Source organism: Klebsiella sp. K5-204 (assembly GCF_030128585.1).
Classification (GTDB): Bacteria; Pseudomonadota; Gammaproteobacteria; order Enterobacterales; family Enterobacteriaceae; genus Klebsiella; species Klebsiella quasipneumoniae.
This window is the reverse complement of record NZ_JAKUZS010000001.1, coordinates 980,348-997,011: the sequence shown is the minus strand read 5'-3', so window position 1 is coordinate 997,011 and position 16,664 is coordinate 980,348. Positions and strand designations below refer to the sequence as shown.

The following is a 16,664-nucleotide window of genomic DNA, read 5'->3' as shown; positions in this document are numbered from 1 at the left end:
ATTAGTGAAAACGGCCGCGGCTGGCGATTAAGGGGGCGTTGGTTTTGCTCCTTGATTTGACGCAAATTTTCCCGGGATTTTGCTGTTAGTTTCCTCCGCGCGATGAATCAACATCCTGCATGGAGGAATGCAATGGACGTCAGCCGCAGAAAGTTCTTTAAGATCTGCGCAGGCGGTATGGCCGGAACCACAGCTGCCGCCCTGGGCTTTGCCCCCAAAATGGCGCTGGCTCAGGCACGCAACTACAAATTGCTGCGTGCGAAAGAGATCCGCAACACCTGCACTTACTGCTCCGTTGGCTGCGGGCTATTAATGTATAGCCTCGGCGACGGCGCGAAAAACGCCAAAGAAGCGATTTACCATATTGAAGGGGATCCGGACCATCCGGTGAGCCGCGGCGCGTTATGCCCGAAAGGCGCCGGCCTGCTGGACTATGTCCACAGCGACAACCGCCTGCGCTACCCGGAATACCGCGCGCCGGGATCTGATAAATGGCAGCGACTCTCCTGGGATGAAGCCTTCAGCCGCATCGCGCGGCTGATGAAAGCCGACCGCGACGCCAACTTTATGGAAAAGAACGAACAGGGCGTGACGGTTAACCGCTGGCTTTCCACCGGCATGCTGTGCGCTTCGGCAGCAAGTAATGAAACCGGCATGCTGACGCAAAAATTTGTGCGTTCGCTCGGCATGCTGGCGGTAGACAACCAGGCACGCGTCTGACACGGACCAACGGTAGCAAGTCTTGCTCCAACATTTGGTCGCGGTGCGATGACCAACCACTGGGTGGATATCAAAAACGCGAACGTCGTGGTGGTGATGGGCGGCAACGCCGCGGAAGCCCACCCGGTGGGATTCCGCTGGGCGATGGAAGCGAAAAATAACAACGACGCCACGCTTATCGTTGTCGACCCGCGCTTTACGCGTACGGCGTCGGTGGCGGATATCTATGCGCCGATTCGCTCCGGTACCGACATTACCTTCCTGTCGGGGGTCCTGCTGTACCTGATCGAACATAACAAAATCAATGCCGAGTACGTGAAGCACTACACCAACGCCAGCCTGCTGGTGCGGGATGATTTTGCCTTCGAAGAGGGGCTGTTCAGCGGCTATGATGCGGACAAACGCCAGTATGATAAATCGTCCTGGAACTACCAGTTCGATGAAAACGGCTACGCCAAACGCGATGAGACGCTCAGCCATCCGCGCTGCGTGTGGAACCTGCTGAAGCAGCACGTTTCCCGTTACACGCCGGAGGTGGTCGAAAACATCTGCGGTACGCCGAAAGCGGACTTCCTCAAGGTGTGCGACGTGCTGGCCTCAACCAGCGCCGCCGATCGCACCACCACTTTCCTGTATGCCCTGGGCTGGACGCAGCACACCGTCGGCGCGCAAAACATTCGCACCATGGCGATGATCCAGCTGCTGCTCGGCAATATGGGTATGGCCGGCGGCGGCGTGAATGCCCTGCGCGGTCACTCTAATATTCAGGGACTGACCGACCTTGGCCTGCTGTCCACCAGCCTGCCGGGCTACCTGACGCTGCCTTCTGATAAGCAGCCGGATCTGCAGACGTATCTGACGGCCAACACGCCAAAAGCGACCCTGCCGGACCAGGTGAACTACTGGAGCAACTACCCGAAATTCTTTGTCAGCCTGATGAAGTCCTTCTACGGCGAGGCGGCGCAAAAAGAGAACGACTGGGGCTTTGAGTGGTTACCGAAGTGGGACCAGGCTTACGACGTGATCAAGTACTTCAACATGATGGATAACGGCAACGTCACCGGCTATATCTGCCAGGGCTTTAACCCGGTGGCGTCGTTCCCGGATAAAAACAAGGTGGTTCGCAGCCTGAGCAAGCTGAAGTACATGGTGGTTATCGACCCGCTGGTGACTGAAACCTCCACCTTCTGGCAAAACCACGGCGAGTCGAACGATGTCGACCCGTCGACGATTCAGACGGAAGTCTTCCGCCTGCCATCGACCTGCTTTGCCGAAGAGGACGGTTCGATCGCTAACTCTGGCCGCTGGCTGCAGTGGCACTGGAAAGGGCAGGACGCGCCGGGCGAGGCGCGCAACGATGGCGAAATCCTGGCCGGGATTTACCATCGCCTGCGCGAACTGTACCGCACCGAAGGCGGTAAAGGCGCTGAGCCGCTGCTGAAGATGAGCTGGAACTACAAACAACCGGACCATCCGGAATCGGAAGAAGTTGCCAAAGAAAACAACGGCTACGCGCTGGCGGACTTGTATGACGCCAGCGGTGCTCTGGTGGCGAAGAAAGGCCAATTACTGAACAGCTTTGCGCTGTTGCGCGATGACGGCACCACCGCGTCGTCTTGCTGGATCTACAGCGGCAGCTGGACGGAGCAGGGCAACCAGATGGCGAACCGCGATAACGCCGACCCGTCGGGTCTGGGCAATACGCTGGGCTGGGCCTGGGCGTGGCCGCTCAATCGCCGGGTGCTCTATAACCGCGCGTCAGCCGACATCAACGGCAAGCCGTGGGATGCGAAGCGGATGCTGATCCAGTGGAACGGCAGCAAGTGGGTCGGGAATGATATTGCGGACTTCAATACCGCGCCGCCGGGGAGCAACACCGGGCCGTTTATCATGCAGCAGGAGGGGCTGGGTCGCCTGTTCGCACTGGATAAGCTGGCGGAAGGACCGTTCCCGGAACACTACGAGCCGATGGAAACCCCGCTTGGCACTAACCCGCTGCACCCGAAGGTGGTCTCCAGCCCGGTGGTGCGTGTGTATGAAGAGGACGCCATTCGCTTAGGTAAGAAGGATAAGTTCCCGTACGTCGGGACCACCTATCGTCTGACCGAACACTTCCATACCTGGACCAAGCATGCGCTGCTCAATTCCATCGCGCAGCCGGAACAGTTTGTCGAAATCAGCGAAGGGCTGGCAAAAGCGAAAGGCATCGCCAACGGCGACCGGGTAAAAGTCAGCAGCCAGCGCGGCTTTATTCGCGCGGTGGCGGTGGTGACGCGCCGTTTGCAAACCCTCAACGTCAACGGCCAGCAGGTGGAGACCGTCGGGATCCCGCTGCACTGGGGTTTTGAAGGCGTGGCTCGCAAAGGCTATATCGCCAACACCCTGACGCCGAACGTCGGCGATTCCAACTCGCAAACGCCGGAGTACAAGGCGTTTCTGGTCAACATCGAGAAAGCGTAAGGAGCGATTCAATGGCGATGGAAACACAAGACATTATTAAACGCTCCGCGACCAACCCGATCACGCCCGCGCCGCGCGCGCGGGATCATAAGGCGGAAGTCGCCAAGCTTATCGATGTCTCCTCCTGCGTGGGCTGTAAAGCCTGCCAGGTGGCCTGCTCCGAGTGGAACGACATCCGCGATGAGGTGGGGCACTGCGTCGGGGTGTACGACAACCCGGCGGATCTCAGCGCTAAATCCTGGACGGTGATGCGCTTTAGCGAGACCGAACAGAACGGCAAACTGGAGTGGCTTATCCGTAAGGATGGCTGTATGCACTGCGAAGAGCCGGGCTGCCTGAAGGCCTGCCCGTCCGCCGGGGCGATTATTCAGTACGCCAACGGCATCGTCGATTTCCAGCAGGAAAACTGCATCGGCTGCGGCTACTGCATTGCCGGGTGTCCGTTTAATGTCCCGCGTCTCAATAAAGAGGATAACCGGGTCTATAAATGCACCCTGTGCGTGGACCGGGTCAGCGTCGGTCAGGAACCGGCGTGCGTGAAAACCTGTCCGACCGGCGCGATCCACTTCGGTACGAAGAAAGAGATGCTGGAGGTGGCCGAGGAGCGGGTGGCTAAGCTGAAAAAACGCGGCTATGCCAGGGCCGGGATTTACAACCCGCAGGGCGTCGGCGGCACCCATGTGATGTACGTCCTGCATCATGCCGACCAGCCCGAGCTTTATCACAAGCTGCCTGCTGCGCCGAAGATTGATACCTCGGTGGAGCTGTGGAAAGGGATCCTGAAGCCGCTGTCGGCGGCGGGCTTTATCGCTACCTTTGCCGGGCTTATCTATCACTACATCGGTATCGGGCCAAATAAGGAAGTTGACGACGACGAGGAGGAGCATGATGAGTAAATCGAAGATGATAGTGCGCACGACCTTTATCGATCGCGCCTGTCACTGGACGGTGGTGATCGCTTTCTTCCTCGTGGCGCTATCGGGTATTTCGTTTTTCTTCCCGACCCTGCAGTGGCTGACGGAAACCTTCGGTACCCCGCAGATGGGGCGTATTCTGCACCCCTTCTTCGGAGTGCTGATTTTTATCGCCCTGATGTTTATGTTCGTGCGTTTTGTCCATCACAACATCCCTGATAAACAGGATATCCCCTGGCTGAAAGGCATTGTGGAGGTGCTGAAAGGCAACGAGCATAAAGTGGCGCGGGTCGGTAAATATAACGCCGGGCAAAAGATGATGTTCTGGACCATCATGAGCATGATTTTTGTGCTGCTGGTGACCGGCGTGATTATCTGGCGTCCCTGGTTTGCCCACTATTTCCCGATTCAGGTGATTCGCTACAGCCTGTTAATTCACGCGACGTCGGCCATTATTCTGATCCACGCGATCCTTATCCATATGTATATGGCGTTCTGGGTGAAGGGGTCGATTAAGGGGATGATTGAAGGCAAGGTCAGCCGCCGTTGGGCGAAGAAACATCACCCGCGCTGGTATCGCGATGTCGAACGTCTGGAGGCGATCAAAGAGAGTCGCGAAGGGATGAAGTAAGCCGTCTGGCCAGGAGGCCCGCTCCAGTTTTGCTGGAGCGGGTTTATGTGTTAGTGATTAATGCGTCCATCGCTGATATCACGGTCGTTCTTTCTTTAGCCAAATTGCAGATAAAATATTTTTTATCCAGCCTTTGCTTTGCCACGCTGGTGATTGCCGGCGTGTTGATGAACAGTTTCTCAAACTCCATATTAATAACCGGGGCGGCAGCATGATAATGGCCGGTCAAATGAGAATGATAGCTCAGCGGCACAATTAAACGTGTACCAAGGTCATTAAAATAATCATGTTGGATTACCATTAAATAAGGTTGAAACGCATTGGTTCTCGATGATGGGTTACGAAAGATATCAAATTGTGCCGCCATTAAATCCCTCCGAAAAAAGGATCCTCTGACAACAACCCTGCACGGGCAGTGAACTCATTCAGTGCCTTAATGAATTCCTGGTCTTTTCGGCGTTTGTCCGCATCGACGATGGTAAGTGCCTGGTTTTGCGGGTTAACCGTTGTTGTACGATCGCGAGTCTGTGAGTTGTTAACGGCATTCTGTTTCATTATCTGCTCCTTGTTGTTGGCGAGCTGATTATCACGCGGTGTGCGATGAAAAGAAATACCTGGTTCGGATTTGTTTTTTATTTTGCGAAGCAACTTCCAGAGGAAAGCAACCGCATGAAATATTCATGGTTATGGTAATAAACCCGGCGCTGGCGTTAACCAGCGCGGCGGGAAATAATCAGAACTTCTCCGGAATAAAGCGGAAGGGGAAATTGGTCTGTTTCATTTTGCCCATTTTGCGCTTCGGCAGCGTGACATGCTCCACTGGCAAGGCTTCGTAGGGGATCTGCGACAGCAGGTGGGTGATGATATTCAGACGCACCCGCTTTTTATCTTCGGAGCGGGCGACGAACCACGGCGCCCAGGCGGTGTCGGTGGCGGCGAACATGGCGTCGCGGGCAGCGGTATATTCATCCCAGCGGTTGAAAGACTTGATGTCCATCGGCGAGAGCTTCCAGATCTTGCGCCCGTCGTCGATGCGATCCCGCAGGCGCCGCTCCTGCTCCTGCGGAGAGACCTCCAGCCAGTACTTGAGCAGGATAATGCCCGACTCGACCATGCCGCGCTCCACCATCGGCGCGCCGTCGAGGAACTTCTGCACCTCCTCCGGGGTACAAAAGCCCATCACCCGTTCGACGCCGGCGCGGTTATACCAGCTGCGATCGAAAATCACGATTTCGCCAGCCGCCGGGAGGTGCTTGATATAGCGCTGAAAATAGAGCTGACTTTTCTCGCGTTCGGTGGGCGAGGGTAAGGCGACGACCCGGAAGATCCGCGGACTGACGCGCTCGGTGATCGCCTTAATCGTGCCGCCTTTGCCGGCGCCGTCCCGGCCTTCAAAGACGATGCATACCTTCAGCCCTTTATGCACCACCCAGCGCTGCAGTTTTACCAGCTCAACGTGGAGCTTGCGCAGCGCCTTCTCGTACGCTTTATTGTCGAGCGGGGCGATCTTCACCGCCGCGTCGACAGGATGACCGCTTTTCTTATTACCCATCGCCATGCTCCGTGTTGCCGAGGTATCCCTTTGAAGTGTAATCCTTCACTGGCGTGGCGGTGGAAAATATTCGCGCCCGGGACGGGCTAGCTGACGTTCCCCGCGGCAATGACTTCCAGCCCCACTCGCTGCCCCCATGACAGCTCCAGGGTGTTACCGTCCGGGTCGGCAAAGAAAGCGAAATAGCCCACAGGATCGCCCAGCTGCTCCGGTTCCCGGCGCAGAACGCCTTCCCGCCGCGCCTGGGCGACCTTCTCATCGATCTCCGCCTGGGTGGCGCAGGCGACGCCGAGATGGCCGAACGGACCCAGCGGCGTGTCGGCAGGGTCATCACTTTGCACCAGCACCAGGGCGAAAGGTCGGGTGCGATCGCTGAGCCACGCCACTTTACGCGCCGAGGGGAGGTTGGGTTCGCGCTGGTGAATAACGGTCATCGCCGTGTAGCGGGTATAAAAATCGATGCTGCTGGCCAGACAGCGGACGGTAAAGGCGACATGGGTAAAGCCAACATCAACATTTTGCATGGATGATTCTCCCGAGGTGAACGATGTCTCGACTTTACAACCTCAAGTTAACTTGAGATCAATCCACAATGTGTCCCTGCGTGCCCACCAATTTTTACAGGGAATTATCCACCGCCCGGCGCCTCTGCCGCCAGCAGGACCGCCATGGTGGCGCTGGCGAGCGCATGAACGAATCAGGCCGTTGTATGGAGGATACTGCCGTCGGGCGTTTTTAGCTGGTGTGGCGAGGCGGGATGGTCAATAATGCCGGCCGTCTCTCAATACCCCTATAAGATGTATGAAAAAAACGATTTTTTCACTGGCGCTGGGCACTTTCGGACTCGGCATGGCGGAATTTGGTATTATGGGCGTGCTGCCGGACATGGCGCGCGATGTCGGGATTTCAATCCCCGCCGCCGGCAATATGATTGCCTGGTATGCCTTCGGCGTGGTGATCGGCGCGCCGATCATGGCGTTGCTCTCCAGTCGGTTTTCGTTGAAATCGGTGATGCTGTTTCTCGCCGCCCTGTGCATTCTCGGCAATACCCTGTTTACCTTCTCCAGCAGCTACGCCATGCTGGCGCTTGGCCGGCTGGTTTCCGGGTTTCCCCACGGGGCTTTCTTTGGCGTGGGGGCGATCATCCTGTCGAAAATCGCGCCGCCGGGGAGGGTGACCGCCGCGGTGGCGGGGATGATCGGCGGCATGACGGTGGCTAACCTGGTGGGCGTTCCCGGGGGCACCTGGCTTGGGCATCATTTTAGCTGGCGCTATACCTTCGCGCTCATCGCGGTGTTTAACGTCGCGGTGTTTATGGCCATCTTCTGCTGGGTCCCTACGCTGTATGATCGGGCCACCACCCGGCTGCGCGAGCAGTTCCGTTTCCTCGCTTCCCCGGCGCCGTGGCTGATTTTTGCCGCCACCATGTTCGGCAACGCCGGGGTGTTCGCGTGGTTCAGCTATATCAAGCCTTTTATGCTCAACGTTTCCGGCTTTGCCGAAAGCCGGATGATGCTGATTATGATGCTGGCGGGGCTGGGGATGGTGGTCGGCAACCTGTTCAGCGGCAAAATTTCCGGGCGCTACAGTCCGCTGCGCATCGCGGCCATCACCGACGGGGCGATCGCTGTGACGCTGCTGCTGATCTTTGCCTTCGGGGAGCATAAAATCGCTTCGCTGACGCTGGCGTTTTTCTGCTGTGCCGGGCTCTTTGCCCTGTCGGCGCCGCTGCAGATCCTGTTGCTGCAGAACGCCAAAGGCGGCGAGATGCTGGGGGCGGCAGGGGGGCAGATCGCCTTTAACCTCGGGAGCGCCATCGGCGCCTTCTGCGGCGGAATGATGATTGCCCAGGGCTTCGGCTGGAACAGCGTGGCGCTCCCCGCCGCCACGCTGTCGTTTCTGGCGATGAGCGCCTTGCTCATCTACGGCCGCCATCAGCGCCGACAGGCTTGCTAACGACGCTTACTCACGCCAGGGCTCGCCGAGCGTCAGCATCAGCCGGTTGGCCCAGGCGAAAAAGGCCGCTGACTGCAGCAGATCCAGCTGGGCCAGAGTATCTAAGCCCTGTTCATCAAGCGCTGCCAGATGGCTGGCATTCAGCGCCGGCGGCGTCACCGATAGCGCGGCGGCGGCGGCGATTTCCGCCTGCCAGCGCGGCGACTGCCCACCGCGCAGATCCTCTCCCGGCGTCACCGCCAGCAGCGTGTCGACGGCGGTCTCGTTCTTCGCCAGCTGCGCCGCTTTGCGGGCATGCACCGAGGCGCAGTAAATACAGCCGTTGATTTTACTGGCCACCGTGGCGGCCAGTTCACGTTCGGCGCGCGGTAATCCCCCCGGGGTATAGAAAATGCCTTTATCGGTCAGCGTCCGCTGCTCCAGCACCGGCTGGTTGCGCGCCAGCAGGCGGAAGTAGGGTGAATCGCTATGGCCATATTTGGCCAGAATCGCCTGTTCTTCAGCGCTAAATTCCGCCAGCGGTTTATCCGCCAGCCAGGGTTCCCAGTGCAGCTCCTCGCGGGTGAAGCGCACCGGGGCCGCTTTACCGCTCTGCGCGTGCGGGGTGGTGTGCCAGTACCCGGCCACCACCGGCGTATCGGCGCTGACGATGGGCTGGTGGTTGAGCGCCCGCAGACCCAGCAGCAGGCGGCTCTGGAAGCTGACAAAGGCCACCAGCTGCGCCAGGGTGACGATGCCCCGCAGGCTCCAGCCTGCGTTTGTCAGAACCTGCAGCGCGCCGGGTGTCGCTTCGACGGGGGTGAAGGTCAGCAGGCGGGCAAAGGCCAGCGCCGGAACCAGACGATCCGTGGTCGGATCGGCCAGGCCGAAGCCGGCATAGTGCGCCGCCAGCGCGTCCGCCTGATGGAGCTTCGCCACCTTTGCCGCCACCGCGAAGCGTTCATCGAGGGGAAAATCGGCGTCCTGCTGGCTGAACAGCACTTCATAACTTCCCTGCGCATGTCGGGTAGCGGCATCGCGGACTGCGCGCGCCTGGTCGAGCGGGGAACCGGCGGCGATCTCCGCCAGTTCGGCCAGAATATCCTGACTCAGCGTCATGGTGACTCCTTATCTGATGTGGGGGGCAATATGCTGAGCGATCAGCTCAATGGAACGCAGCGTATCCCGGTGCGAAGGCTCCACCGAGTGCACCTGGAACGAAACATCGGTGGCGCGGGCCAGCACGCTGTCCTGCGCCAGGGAGGCAACAACATGCTCAGGATCGCCCACGTGGGCATCCAGCTGTTGCAGATAGTCAGTGACACTGTCACCTTCTATCAGATGACCCGCAGCCCGGTGCTGTGCCGCCTGCTTGCGCAGGCCGGGTTCGGCGACCTGCAGGGCGTGGGCGTGACTGTCGGCGACGAAGGCGGTGCGCGAAGCGAGGATCCGCGGCGCAACGCCGTCCGGCAGCGCCGCCAGATAGGCGTCGACGATCGGGTTCTGAATGGCGTCCAGCGGCAGGCGCGGCTCACCGGGCGGCCGGGGCTGCGTGCGCGACAGCATCAGCCCGTGCCCCGCCTGACCGGCGCGGATGGCGCCTTCCACCGAGAAGGTGGCGATCCAGATGCGCGCCGCCAGCTGCGGCGCGGGCGGATAGAGACGGTTGTCCGGGTGGCTGAGGGTGTCGCCGCGCCAGGCGCTGTGGATCAGGTGCAGATGGTCGGCAAACACCGCCCCGCGCTGCTCGCTGGTCAGGCCGAAGGGCAGAAACGACGTTGGCGTGCCGCCGGAACCAAATCCCACCTCCAGACGCCCGTCGGTGAGTAAATCCAGCACCGCCGCGTCTTCGGCGACGCGCAGCGGATTCTCCATGGGCAACGTGATAATCGCTGTGCCGAGGCGAATGCGGTCAGTCTGCGCCGCCACGTGGGCGAGGAACACCAGCGGGGAAGGCAGGCCGCCTTCCTGTTCATGAAAATGGTGCTGGGCAATCCATGCGCTGTCGAAGCCGACGCGCTCCGCGTGGCGGATCTGTTCGGCCGCCAGCCGGTAGCGCGTTTGTGCGGAGCCCTGATCGAGCAGACGGGTAAAAAAGCCGAGGCGTTTAGGCATTATGCGTTCTCCATGTGGGCCTGAGCCAGGCGTGGGGATACCTGGGGAATGGCGGCGATCAGTTCGCGGGTGTAGGCCTGCTGCGGAGCGGCGAACAGGCGCCCAACGTCGCCATGCTCCACCACCTGGCCGGCGCGCAGCACCGTGACGCTGTCGGCAATCCGCCTCACCGTCGCCAGATCGTGGGTAATGAACAGGTAGCTCAGACCAAGCTGCTGCTGTAGCTGCTGCAGCAGGGCGAGGATCTGCGCCTGAACGGTGACATCGAGCGCCGAAGTCGCTTCGTCAAGAACCAGTATCGCCGGCTCGAGGATCAGCGCCCGGGCAATCGCCACCCGCTGCCGCTGGCCGCCGGAAAGCTCCCGCGGCGTCCGCGACAGTAGCTCCGGGGCCAGGGCTACCCGGGCGGCGACGCTCTCCACACGCTGGCGACGCGTCGCCGCGCTGAGGCGCTCAAAGTTTTTTAACGGCTCTTCGATAATCGCAAACAGCGTCTGGCGCGGGTCGAGCGAAGCGAAGGGGTTCTGGTAGACGAACTGGATTTTGCGCCGCAGCTGACGCTGCGCCTCGCGGCTGAGATGCCCGGCGTCAATACCGTCGATGGTCACCTGTCCGGCGTCGGCGCGCTCGAAGCCCAGCAGGATCCGCGCCAGGGTGGTTTTCCCGGAGCCGGATTCGCCCACCAGCGCATGGGTGCTGCCGCGTCTGACCTCAAAGCTGACGCTGTCGAGCGCCTGCAGGGCCTGTTTGCCCAGCGAGAAGCGTTTGCTGATCTCTTCGACGCGAATGGCCGGCGTGGCCAGCGGACGGTGACGATCCGCCGTCAGCCTCAGCGGCGCGTCCTGCAGATCGTGGAGCAACTGGCGGGTGTAAGGGTGCTGGGGACGCCGGACAATCGCCTCGGTGGCGCCCTGTTCCTGAATCTCGCCCTGGCGAAACACCATGATCCGGTCGGCGCGTTCGGCGGCCAGCGCCAGATCGTGAGTGACAAACAGCACGGCGGTTCCCGACTCGCGCCGCAGGATGTCGAGCAGATCGAGGATGCGCTTTTGCACCGTAACGTCGAGGGCGCTGGTGGGCTCGTCGGCAATAATCAGATCCGGCTGCAGGGCGATGGCGATGGCGATCAGCACCCGCTGTTTCATCCCGCCCGACAGCTGATGCGGGTACTGGTCAAAACGCTGTTCCGGGTGGCTGAGCCCGACTTTAGCGAGCAGGTTGAGAACCTGCTGCCGGCGTTCGGCGGCGGAAAGGGACTGATGCAGCCGCAGGATCTCTTCCACTTGCTGACCAATGGTTTTTACCGGATTAAGCGAATTGCCGGGGTCCTGCGGCACCAGGCTGATGCTCACCCCGCGCAGGCGGTTCAGGCGTTTTGCCGACCAGTCGCTGATCACTTCGCCATTGAGGATAATCCGCCCGGCGTCGCGGCGGGCGTTATCCGCCAGCAGGCCGATAATGGCCTGCGCGGTCGTGGTTTTCCCCGAGCCGGATTCACCGACGAAGGCCAGCATTTCGCCGCGCTGAATGGAAAAGCTGACGTTATGCACCACTTCGCGCCATTCGCCCCGCGACCGGTAGCTGATGCGCAGATCTTCAACAGAGAGAACGTTCATGGGCGTACTCCACTCCACTGGCGGCTAAGACGATTGGCGGCCAGGACCACCGCGACCACGGCGAGGCCGGGGAAGGTGGTCAGCCACCAGGCGGTCGACAGGTAATTACGACCTTCGGCGATCAGTAATCCCCACTCCGGGACCGGCGGCGGGGTGCCGTAGCCAAGGAAGCTGAGGGTGGCCAGCGCCAGCATCGCCTGACCAAACTGCAGCGTGGCGAAGGCGAGTACCGCGGTGAGCGAGTTGGGCAGGATATGACGCCAGAAGATGGCGAGAAAGGTGCCGCCGCTGCCCCGGGCCGCCTCGACGTAATCACTGTGGCGCACGCGCACCACCTCCGCCCGCGCCAGGCGCGCGAAGCTGGCGATGGCCGCCACGCCGACCGCCACCGCCGCATTCACCGTGCCAAAACCCAGCAGAATGATCACCGTCAGCTGCAGCAGCAGGGAAGGGATAGCCAGCAGGACATCCACCAGGCGCATGATGGTTGATTCCACGCGGCCGGCCAGCGCCCCGGCGAGGGTGCCAAGGGCGGTGCCCACCACCAGACCGATGGCGACGGCGATCAGCGCCGCCGACAGAGAATGTACCGCGCCGTAAACCACCCGCGTCCACAGGTCGCGGCCCAGCTGGTCGGTACCCAGCCAGTAGTGCGCCTGCGGCGCCAGGCGCTGAGCGCCGGGGATCCCTTCCAGCGGGTTAGCGGAGGTAAACCACTGTGGGGCAAGGGCCATTAACAGGGCGGTGATCATCACCGCCCACGCCAGCCATAGGCCTGGCTGCAGACGCACTTTGCGCCACTCCGGGCGGCGGCGAACCGCGATGGCATAGTCGACCAGGCTCATTTCGCACCTCCGGTCTGTAATTGGAGTCGGGGATCCAGCCGCGGCATGACCAGGTCGACCAGCAGGTTGATCAGGACAAAACCGAGAGCTGAGATCATCACCACCGCCTGCAGCACGGCGATATCCTGGTTATTCACCGCCTGCTGGGTCAGCTGGCCGAGGCCGCTGCGGCCGAAGACGGTCTCGGTGATCAGCGCCCCGGCAATCAGCTCGCCCAGCAGCAGCCCGGCTATATTCAGCGCCGGCAGCAGGGCGTTACCCATCACATGGCGCCAGAGGACGCCGGTCTCGCTCATTCCCTTGGCGCGGGCGACCGCGACGAAGGGCTGAACCGCCACCTGATCCATGCTGCGCATCAGGATCTGCGCCAGCGGGGCGGAGATGGGCAGCGCGACGGCGATAACCGGTAAAATCAGCCCCTCCAGCGGACCGGGGTTGATCACCGGGATCCAGCGCAGCTGAAACGAAAAGAGCTGGATCAGGGCGATACCCAGCCAGAAGGTGGGCAGCGAGATAAACAGCACCGGCAGCGACTGCAGGAGGTTGCTTAGCCAGCGCAGCCCCGGCAGACGTGAGGCGAAAGCGAGGGCAAACGCCAGGATCACGGCCAGCAGGAAGGCCGGCAGGGCGAGGCTTAAGGTATCCGGCAGGTTGCTGGCAATCAGGCTACTGACCGCCAGACCCGCCTGCAGGGAATAGCCAAAGTCGCCGTGCAGCATCGCCAGCAGCGTGTGCAGGTACTGGCGCCACAGCGGGCTGTCGGCGCCGTAGGCCAGCCGCATGTCGGCGATTTGCGCCGGGCTCAGACCGAGGTCCGGGTTCTGAAACTTGATCAGCACCGCATCCCCCGGCAGCACCTGCAGCAGGAAAAAGGTGAGGGTAAACGCCGCCCACAGGACCAGCAGCCCCTGGCCGAACCGTCGCAGAAGATAAGCGCTCATATCCGGCCTCTTAGTGTTTATCCAGCCAGGCGCCGTAGAACGACGGACGCCCGACGGCTTCGAAGCTGACGCCTTTCACCCACGGCGCGCCGGCGAACACCTGCGGCTCTTCGAAAATGGGGATCACATAGGCGTTATCGATCAGATAGCGCTGGGCATCGCCGGTTAACTGCAGGCGCTGCTGCGGCTCCACCGCCGCGGAGATGCCGGTCAGCAGGTCGTTCAGCTTATCATCGCGAAAGTGCTGCACTTTATCGCTGGAGCCGCCTTTCTGCAGCAGCGCGTCACGGTTGTTAGGAAAGAACATGCTTTTCACTACATCCGGGTCGGCGCGGCCCACTTCCGAGACGGTGAGCGGGGTTTTCTGCGGGTCGAGGTTATCGAGCGTCCGGCTGCCGGCGTCCCCGGCTTTGACCGTTAACGCTACCCCCACCTGGCGCCATTGCTGGGCGATCAGCTGCAGCACTTCTTTATTCTGCGGCTGCGGGAGCGACTCATAGACCGTCAGCGCCAGCCGCTGCCCGTCTTTGCTGCGAATGCCGTCGGCGGCGGGTTTCCAGCCGGCCTCATCCAGCAACTGCCGGGCTTTGGCCTGGTCGAAGGTGAGCTTATCGCTCAGATTGACATAGCCGGCGGCGGAGCTGGCCAGCACGGAGGTGGCTTGCGGGTAGTTAGCGGAGAACAGCGTCTCCACCACCTGCCGGGCGTTGGTGGCATGGAGCAGGGCCTGGCGCACCCGCAGGTCGGCGACCAGTGGGTTATCCGGGCGGAAGCTGAGGCTGTCGTTGACCCCGCGGGTAGGCGCGGCGTAGACCGTAAATCCCTGATCGGTCGCCTGCTTTTCATCGTAGGCCTGCACCTGGCGAATAAAGCCCGCCTGGCCCGCCAGCAGCGCGCCGATGCGCACGCTGTCTTCCGGGGTGACGATATAGGTGATGCCGTCGAGGTTTGCGGGGCCCTGCTGGGCGATGTTTTTCGGCCCCCACTGATAATCCTTGCGCGCCACCAGCGTCAGCTCGCGGCCCGGTTTTTCATCCTGCACCACGAAGGGACCGGAGCCGATGATGTGCCGGGCATCGCCCAGCTCCTCGAAATTGCGCTGCAGGGTGCTGAGGGAGACCAGGCCGGAGCCGATGGTGGCGGTCCCCTGCAGGAAGCCCGGCGACGGCTTGTTGAAGTAGAATTTCACCGTCAGCGGGTCGATCACTTCGCTGCGCTGGTAGTTATTGATCACCTCCGAGACGGGCAGGCGATGGGCTTTATCCCCCAGCCCATAGGTGTCGAAGTTTTTGGCGACCGCGGCGGCGTCCAGCGGCGTGCCATCCGAGAAGGTGACCCCTTTTCGCAGGTGGAAAGTGTACTCGGTTTTATCGGCATTGCTGGTCCAGCTTTCGGCGATCCACGGCTCAATCTCCAGCGTTTTCGGGTTCTGCCAGGTCAGCTTGTCGGTGATCTGATTGAGTATGCCGCCATTGGGATAAAAGCCGCCGGCGGGTGGATAGAGATTGGTGTGCGGTTGCTGCTCCAGATAAATCAAGGTACCGCCTTTAACCGGCGTGTCGGCGGCCCAGACGGAAAAGGCGCCGGAGAGAAACAGCGCGGCCAGCGCGGGCAGGCGAAAATGACGATGCATGGTGAATTCCTTTGTTATCTATTGTGTTGCCATCATCGGGCGCGGCTAAAAACAAAGGAACCAAGGAATTGCGCTAAGCATTTGCGGAAATTGCATTTACTTTACGCGGCGGGAAGCGAGGGGAAGCGCCTCGCCCGGGCGGGAGAGGCGCTGGCGATTAGCTACGCAGATCGATAACCATACGGCCGCGGATCTGACCCTGTTCCATCTCTTTGAAGATGGCATTGATATCTTCCAGCGGACGCAGGGTGACTTTCGGCACCACTTTGCCTTCGGCGGCGAACTGGAACGCTTCCACCAGATCCTGACGGGTGCCGACCAGCGAGCCGACCACCTCGATGCCGTCAAGTACCAGACGTGGAATATCGAGGCTCATCGCCTCTGGCGGCAGGCCTACCGCCACCACGCGGCCGCCGGCGCGAACGGCATCCACCGCCGAGTTAAAGGCCGCTTTGGCCACCGCGGTCACCACCGCAGCGTGGGCGCCGCCGGTTTTTTCCTGAATCACTTTCGCCGCATCTTCATTGCGCGAGTTGATGGTCAGGTCAGCGCCCATCGACGCCGCCAGCTCCAGTTGGCCGTCGTTGACGTCGATAGCGATCACTTTGGCGTTAAAGACATTCTTGGCATACTGCAGCGCCAGGTTGCCCAGCCCGCCGAGGCCGTAGATAGCGATCCACTGGCCCGGCTTGATGTGGGAGACCTTAACGGCTTTGTAGGTGGTGACCCCAGCGCAGGTAATGCTGCTGGCGGCGGCGGAGTCGAGGCCGTCCGGGACTTTAACCGCGTAGTTGGCGGTGACGATGCACTCTTCCGCCATGCCGCCGTCGACGGTATAGCCAGCGTTTTTCACCGAGCGGCACAGCGTCTCGTTGCCGCTGTTACAGTAATCGCAGTGGCCGCAGCCTTCGAAGAACCACGCCACGCTGGCGCGATCGCCCGGCTTCAGGGAGGTGACGCCAGGGCCGACTTTTTGTACTACCCCGATCCCTTCATGACCGAGAATAACGCCGGTTTTATCGCCAAAATCGCCGTTTTTCACGTGCAGGTCAGTATGACACACGCCGCAGCATTCCATTTTCAACAGCGCTTCGCCGTATTCCAGCGGGCGCAGCGTTTTTTCCGTAACGTTAACCTGATGGTCGTGAGTAACAACAGCTGCCTTCATGCCTGTCTCCTTGAGAGGGGATTGATTAATTTTATTAATGCAATATTACCCAATAAGGATTAGACGCTATGGAGAAAAAAACAAGGCGCTTTAGTACAGGATGTGGTTTTTTGCTACAGCGGTAGCACAAAATT

15 protein-coding genes are annotated in these 16,664 nt (G+C 60.8%); 4 read left to right on the top strand and 11 right to left on the bottom strand.

Translation table 11 applies throughout. The annotated features are described in order from the left end of the window. Window positions 1-132 precede the first annotated feature (132 nt). Genes fdnG through fdnI form a run of 3 tightly spaced genes read left to right on the top strand, consistent with a single transcriptional unit; the run spans window position 133 to window position 4,725 of the window. Complete coding sequence (fdnG, locus tag MKR05_RS04935; protein ID WP_115667315.1) at window positions 133-3,180, top strand: formate dehydrogenase-N subunit alpha; 3,048 nt, start codon at window positions 133-135, stop codon at window positions 3,178-3,180. Window positions 3,181-3,191: 11 nt separating this feature from the next. Next, complete coding sequence (gene fdxH, locus MKR05_RS04930; protein WP_032453008.1) at window positions 3,192-4,076, top strand: formate dehydrogenase subunit beta; 885 nt, start codon at window positions 3,192-3,194, stop codon at window positions 4,074-4,076. Further along, window positions 4,069-4,725 (top strand): formate dehydrogenase-N subunit gamma, encoded by a 657-nt coding sequence (fdnI, locus tag MKR05_RS04925; RefSeq protein ID WP_023289846.1) that lies wholly within the window; start codon window positions 4,069-4,071, stop codon window positions 4,723-4,725. The genes fdxH and fdnI overlap by 8 nt, the downstream gene beginning before the upstream one ends. Before the next feature lie 43 nt (window positions 4,726-4,768). Here the strand turns inward: fdnI and MKR05_RS04920 are convergent, their stop codons facing one another. The 4 genes from MKR05_RS04920 to MKR05_RS04905 form a co-directional block, all read right to left on the bottom strand. Beyond that, the gene (locus tag MKR05_RS04920; protein ID WP_023289845.1) at window positions 4,769-5,092 is read right to left on the bottom strand and encodes a CcdB family protein; all 324 of its coding nucleotides are present in this window, start codon (window positions 5,090-5,092) and stop codon (window positions 4,769-4,771) included. Further along, on the bottom strand, window positions 5,092-5,280 hold the full coding sequence (locus MKR05_RS04915; protein WP_284118089.1) for a hypothetical protein: 189 nt from the start codon (window positions 5,278-5,280) through the stop codon (window positions 5,092-5,094). Before MKR05_RS04915 ends, MKR05_RS04920 begins: the two co-directional genes overlap by 1 nt. A 178-nt stretch (window positions 5,281-5,458) precedes the next feature. After that, on the bottom strand, window positions 5,459-6,277 hold the full coding sequence (gene ppk2, locus MKR05_RS04910) for a polyphosphate kinase 2 (protein WP_023289843.1): 819 nt from the start codon (window positions 6,275-6,277) through the stop codon (window positions 5,459-5,461). 86 nt (window positions 6,278-6,363) lie between these two features. Beyond that, complete coding sequence (locus MKR05_RS04905; protein ID WP_023289842.1) at window positions 6,364-6,801, bottom strand: VOC family protein; 438 nt, start codon at window positions 6,799-6,801, stop codon at window positions 6,364-6,366. A 277-nt stretch (window positions 6,802-7,078) separates the two neighbouring features. Between MKR05_RS04905 and araJ the strand changes: the two genes are divergently transcribed. Continuing rightward, window positions 7,079-8,233, top strand: a complete 1,155-nt coding sequence (gene araJ / locus MKR05_RS04900; RefSeq protein ID WP_023289841.1) for an MFS transporter AraJ — start codon at window positions 7,079-7,081, stop codon at window positions 8,231-8,233. A gap of 6 nt (window positions 8,234-8,239) precedes the next feature. Here araJ and MKR05_RS04895 read toward each other — a convergent pair whose 3' ends face one another. The 7 genes from MKR05_RS04895 to adhP all read right to left on the bottom strand — a co-directional run bounded on the left by MKR05_RS04895 (window position 8,240) and on the right by adhP (window position 16,530). Next, the gene (locus MKR05_RS04895) at window positions 8,240-9,331 is read right to left on the bottom strand and encodes an alkylhydroperoxidase domain protein (protein WP_049013663.1); all 1,092 of its coding nucleotides are present in this window, start codon (window positions 9,329-9,331) and stop codon (window positions 8,240-8,242) included. A gap of 9 nt (window positions 9,332-9,340) precedes the next feature. Further along, complete coding sequence (locus MKR05_RS04890; RefSeq protein ID WP_048297591.1) at window positions 9,341-10,327, bottom strand: putative FMN-dependent luciferase-like monooxygenase; 987 nt, start codon at window positions 10,325-10,327, stop codon at window positions 9,341-9,343. Then, window positions 10,327-11,943 carry an ABC transporter ATP-binding protein gene (locus tag MKR05_RS04885; protein WP_044523453.1) on the bottom strand — a complete coding sequence of 539 codons (1,617 nt, stop codon included), beginning with the start codon at window positions 11,941-11,943 and terminating at the stop codon, window positions 10,327-10,329. Before MKR05_RS04885 ends, MKR05_RS04890 begins: the two co-directional genes overlap by 1 nt. After that, a complete protein-coding gene (locus tag MKR05_RS04880) occupies window positions 11,940-12,788 on the bottom strand; it encodes an ABC transporter permease (protein ID WP_023289837.1) in 849 nt (282 codons plus the stop codon). Before MKR05_RS04880 ends, MKR05_RS04885 begins: the two co-directional genes overlap by 4 nt. Continuing rightward, a complete protein-coding gene (locus MKR05_RS04875; protein WP_023289836.1) occupies window positions 12,785-13,729 on the bottom strand; it encodes an ABC transporter permease in 945 nt (314 codons plus the stop codon). The genes MKR05_RS04880 and MKR05_RS04875 overlap by 4 nt, the downstream gene beginning before the upstream one ends. A gap of 10 nt (window positions 13,730-13,739) precedes the next feature. After that, window positions 13,740-15,362: a TIGR04028 family ABC transporter substrate-binding protein gene (locus MKR05_RS04870; protein ID WP_032452998.1), complete on the bottom strand. Its 1,623-nt coding sequence runs from the start codon at window positions 15,360-15,362 to the stop codon at window positions 13,740-13,742. Between the two features lie 157 nt (window positions 15,363-15,519). Next, a complete protein-coding gene (gene adhP / locus MKR05_RS04865; RefSeq protein WP_002906221.1) occupies window positions 15,520-16,530 on the bottom strand; it encodes an alcohol dehydrogenase AdhP in 1,011 nt (336 codons plus the stop codon). Window positions 16,531-16,664 lie beyond the last annotated feature (134 nt).

Coding starts and splice junctions, on each gene's coding strand:
- fdxH (WP_032453008.1), top strand. CDS start 3,192: ATGGCGATGGAAACACAAGACATTATTAAACGCTCCGCGACCAACCCG.
- fdnI (WP_023289846.1), top strand. CDS start 4,069: ATGAGTAAATCGAAGATGATAGTGCGCACGACCTTTATCGATCGCGCC.
- MKR05_RS04920 (WP_023289845.1), bottom strand. CDS start 5,092: ATGGCGGCACAATTTGATATCTTTCGTAACCCATCATCGAGAACCAAT.
- MKR05_RS04915 (WP_284118089.1), bottom strand. CDS start 5,280: ATGAAACAGAATGCCGTTAACAACTCACAGACTCGCGATCGTACAACA.
- ppk2 (WP_023289843.1), bottom strand. CDS start 6,277: ATGGGTAATAAGAAAAGCGGTCATCCTGTCGACGCGGCGGTGAAGATC.
- MKR05_RS04905 (WP_023289842.1), bottom strand. CDS start 6,801: ATGCAAAATGTTGATGTTGGCTTTACCCATGTCGCCTTTACCGTCCGC.
- araJ (WP_023289841.1), top strand. CDS start 7,079: ATGAAAAAAACGATTTTTTCACTGGCGCTGGGCACTTTCGGACTCGGC.
- MKR05_RS04895 (WP_049013663.1), bottom strand. CDS start 9,331: ATGACGCTGAGTCAGGATATTCTGGCCGAACTGGCGGAGATCGCCGCC.
- MKR05_RS04890 (WP_048297591.1), bottom strand. CDS start 10,327: ATGCCTAAACGCCTCGGCTTTTTTACCCGTCTGCTCGATCAGGGCTCC.
- MKR05_RS04885 (WP_044523453.1), bottom strand. CDS start 11,943: ATGAACGTTCTCTCTGTTGAAGATCTGCGCATCAGCTACCGGTCGCGG.
- MKR05_RS04880 (WP_023289837.1), bottom strand. CDS start 12,788: ATGAGCCTGGTCGACTATGCCATCGCGGTTCGCCGCCGCCCGGAGTGG.
- MKR05_RS04875 (WP_023289836.1), bottom strand. CDS start 13,729: ATGAGCGCTTATCTTCTGCGACGGTTCGGCCAGGGGCTGCTGGTCCTG.
- MKR05_RS04870 (WP_032452998.1), bottom strand. CDS start 15,362: ATGCATCGTCATTTTCGCCTGCCCGCGCTGGCCGCGCTGTTTCTCTCC.
- adhP (WP_002906221.1), bottom strand. CDS start 16,530: ATGAAGGCAGCTGTTGTTACTCACGACCATCAGGTTAACGTTACGGAA.